General features: G+C 26.8%; 3 protein-coding genes. All 3 read left to right on the top strand.

What is annotated here, in order from left to right; translation table 11 throughout:
• A partial coding sequence (locus tag Q5F54_RS12190) for an ABC transporter permease (protein WP_302334513.1) occupies positions 1 to 1,191 on the top strand: 1,191 nt, incomplete at its 5' end.
• A 9-nt stretch (positions 1,192 to 1,200) separates the two neighbouring features.
• Positions 1,201 to 1,857 (top strand): ABC transporter ATP-binding protein, encoded by a 657-nt coding sequence (locus tag Q5F54_RS12185; RefSeq protein ID WP_302334512.1) that lies wholly within the window; start codon positions 1,201 to 1,203, stop codon positions 1,855 to 1,857.
• The gene (locus tag Q5F54_RS12180; protein ID WP_173723652.1) at positions 1,857 to 3,233 is read left to right on the top strand and encodes an ABC transporter permease; all 1,377 of its coding nucleotides are present in this window, start codon (positions 1,857 to 1,859) and stop codon (positions 3,231 to 3,233) included. Before Q5F54_RS12185 ends, Q5F54_RS12180 begins: the two co-directional genes overlap by 1 nt.
• The last annotated feature ends 57 nt before the right edge of the window (positions 3,234 to 3,290 follow it).

The raw sequence follows: 3,290 nt of genomic DNA, 5'->3' as shown, positions 1-3,290 counted from the left end.
TTGTATTCTTGTTTAACAATAATGAAATCAAGCAATGAAATAGAAAAGGCTTTATATGAAAGTTCTAATTCTTCAATATCAATAACAAAAAAAGATGGTAAATATTTTAATGTTAATCAATTTAAAGATATTGAAAAATTAAAAGAAATTGAAGAAAAAATAATTCAATATGATGGATTAGCGAAACTAAAAGATGCTAAAGTAGTTAGCGGAGAACAAATAATAAATAGAGAAGATTTATCTGACGAATTTAAGAATGTTGTTTCACTCGAAGCTACAAATAATACTAAAAGAAATATTTTGTTTAGTAGTGGAGTATTTACAATTAAAGAAGGTAAAAATATAGAAGAAAATGATAAGAATTCAATTATTGTTCATGAAGAATTTGCTAAACAAAACAATCTAAAATTAGGTGATGAAGTTGATCTTGAATTACTAGATATTGAAAAAAGTGGAAAAATAAAAAGTCATAAATTTAAAATTATAGGGAGCTTTTCTGGTAAAAAACAGGAAACATATACAGGATTATCTTCTGATTTTAGTGAAAATATGGTGTTTGTAGATTATTCAACAAGCCAAGAGATATTAAATAAATCAGAAAATAATAAAATCGCAAATAAAATCTTAATGTATTCTGGTAGTGCAGAATCTACAGACTTAGCCTTAAACAAATTGAAAGAGCTTAAAATTGATGAGTCAAAGTATTTTGTTGAAAAAGATTCTAAGGCGTTTGAAGAGTCTTTAGAGTCAGTGAGTGGAATAAAACATATAATAAAAATAATGACTTATTCTATTATGTTAGGTGGGATGGTTGTTCTTTCATTAATCTTGATTCTATGGTTAAGAGAAAGAATTTATGAAATAGGTATATTTTTATCTATTGGAACATCTAAGATACAAATTATAATGCAATTTATATTCGAGTTAATATTCATATCGATACCAAGTATAATATCTTCCTTATTTTTAGGAAATGTATTACTAAAAGTAATTGTAGATGGATTCATTAACTCAGAGGACTCAATGATTTCCGGTGGAAGTTTAATAAATAATAGTAGTTTTATGTTAAATATAACAACACTTGGACAAAGTTATTTAATATTAATAAGTATTATTGTTTTATCAGTTGTATTTGCTTCTTCATTAATATTAATCAAGAAGCCTAAAGAAATATTATCAAAAATAAGTTAGGAAAAAATAATGGATATATTAGAAATAAAGAATGTAGCATATAGTTATGCAAATTCTAAAGAAAAAGTTTTGTCAGGAGTAAATCAAAAATTTGAACTTGGGAAGTTTTATGCGATAGTAGGAAAGTCAGGAACAGGAAAAACTACACTTCTTTCCTTACTTGCTGGACTTGATAAACCTCAAACAGGAAAAATATTGTTTAAGAATGAAGATATACAAAAGAAAGGATATAACAATCATAGAAAAAATAATATATCTTTAGTATTTCAAAACTACAATTTGATAGATTATTTAACACCGATTGAAAATATTAGATTAGTAAACAAATCAGCAGATGAAAGTATCTTGTTTGAACTAGGTTTAGATAAAAAACAAATAAAAAGAAATGTTATGAAATTATCTGGTGGACAGCAACAAAGAGTAGCTATTGCTAGAGCATTGGTATCAGATGCTCCAATAATACTAGCTGATGAGCCTACTGGTAATCTAGACAGTGTTACTGCTGGAGAAATAATTAATATATTAAAGACATTAGCTAAAGATAGAAATAAATGTGTAATAGTTGTAACACATAGTAAGGAAGTAGCAGATTCTGCGGATATCATTTTAGAACTAAGTGGTAAAAATTTGAAAAAAGTAAATAAAATGAATTTGGAGGTTGAATAATGATAAAAAATGCATTTGCTTATGTAACTAGAAAAAGCTTAAAATCATTAATTATTATATTAGTTATTTTATCTATGTCAACTTTAAGTCTCATTAGTTTATCTATTAAAGATGCTACGGACAGAGCTTCAAAAGAAACATTTGCTAATATAACAAATAGTTTTTCTATGGAGATAAATAGACAAGTAAATCCAGGAACACCTAGAGGTGGGGGAAATGTAAAAGGTGAAGATATTAAAAAGATATCTCAAACAGATAGTATAGACTCCTATGTAAAAAGAATAAACAGTGTTGCAGATTTAGTTGATCATGATATTATTGAAACTCAAGAGACTCTTGCGAATCAATCACCTGAAAGAGCGAAGAATTTTAAAAGAACAGTTATGTTAACTGGGGTTAACGACTCATCAAAAGAAACAAAATTTGTATCAGAAGCATATAAATTAGTAGAAGGAAAGCATTTAGAAAATGAAGATAAAAATAAAATCTTAATGCATAAAGATTTAGCTGAAAAAAATAATCTTAAAGTTGGAGATAAGATAAAAATAAAATCTAATTTATTTGATGCTGATAATGAGAAAGGTGCAGATGAAACAGTAGAAGTAGAAATTAAAGGTCTATTCGATGGGCATAATAGCGGTGGAGTAAGTGCAGCACAAGAACTATACGAAAATACATTAATCACTGATGTTCATACAGCTGCTAAAGTTTATGGTAATACAGAAGATACAGCTGTATACCAAGATGCAACATTCTTTGTAAAAGGTGATAAGAATCTTGATAGTGTAATAAAAGATCTTGGGAAATTAGATATAAATTGGAGAGAATATAATTTGATTAAAAGTTCATCAAATTACCCTGCATTACAACAATCTATATCAGGTATCTACTCAATTTCAAATAAATTATTTGTTGGCTCATTAATATTTGCAGGAGTTGTAGTTTCATTATTATTATTCTTATGGATGAATGCTAGAAAGAAAGAAATAGCAGTATTACTATCATTAGGTATATCAAAATTAGAAATTTTTGGTCAATTCCTAATTGAGATGGTATTTATATCAATCCCCGCATTCGTTGGTTCTTATTTCTTAGCTCAATATACAGCTGATAAGCTTGGGAATAATATATTGAATAAGGTTACTGGTGATATAGCTAAACAAATAGCTAGACAATCTGCATCTAGCCAATTAGGTGGTGGGGCAGAAGCTGAAGGATTTAACAAGACATTATCAAGTTTAGATATAAATGTATTACCTAAATTCATAATTTATGTAGTTATATTTATGAGTTTAGTACTTCTTGTATCATTGATTATTTCTTCATTCAATATATTAAGAAGGAATCCAAAAGAATTATTAATTGACAATAATTAAAAATTTTGGTGCTTTCTAGCACCGAAATTTTTTTACTTTTAAATATCAAATAATATT

Source organism: uncultured Romboutsia sp. (genome assembly GCF_958366745.1).
Taxonomy (GTDB): domain Bacteria; phylum Bacillota; class Clostridia; order Peptostreptococcales; family Peptostreptococcaceae; genus Romboutsia; species Romboutsia timonensis.
The sequence above is the reverse complement of the archived record's forward strand: the minus strand, read 5'-3'. Positions and strand labels throughout refer to the sequence as shown.

Excerpts from the sequence above, each read along its gene's own strand:
- Q5F54_RS12180 (WP_173723652.1), top strand. The coding sequence starts at position 1,857 with ATGATAAAAAATGCATTTGCTTATGTAACTAGAAAAAGCTTAAAATCA.
- Q5F54_RS12185 (WP_302334512.1), top strand. The coding sequence starts at position 1,201 with ATGGATATATTAGAAATAAAGAATGTAGCATATAGTTATGCAAATTCT.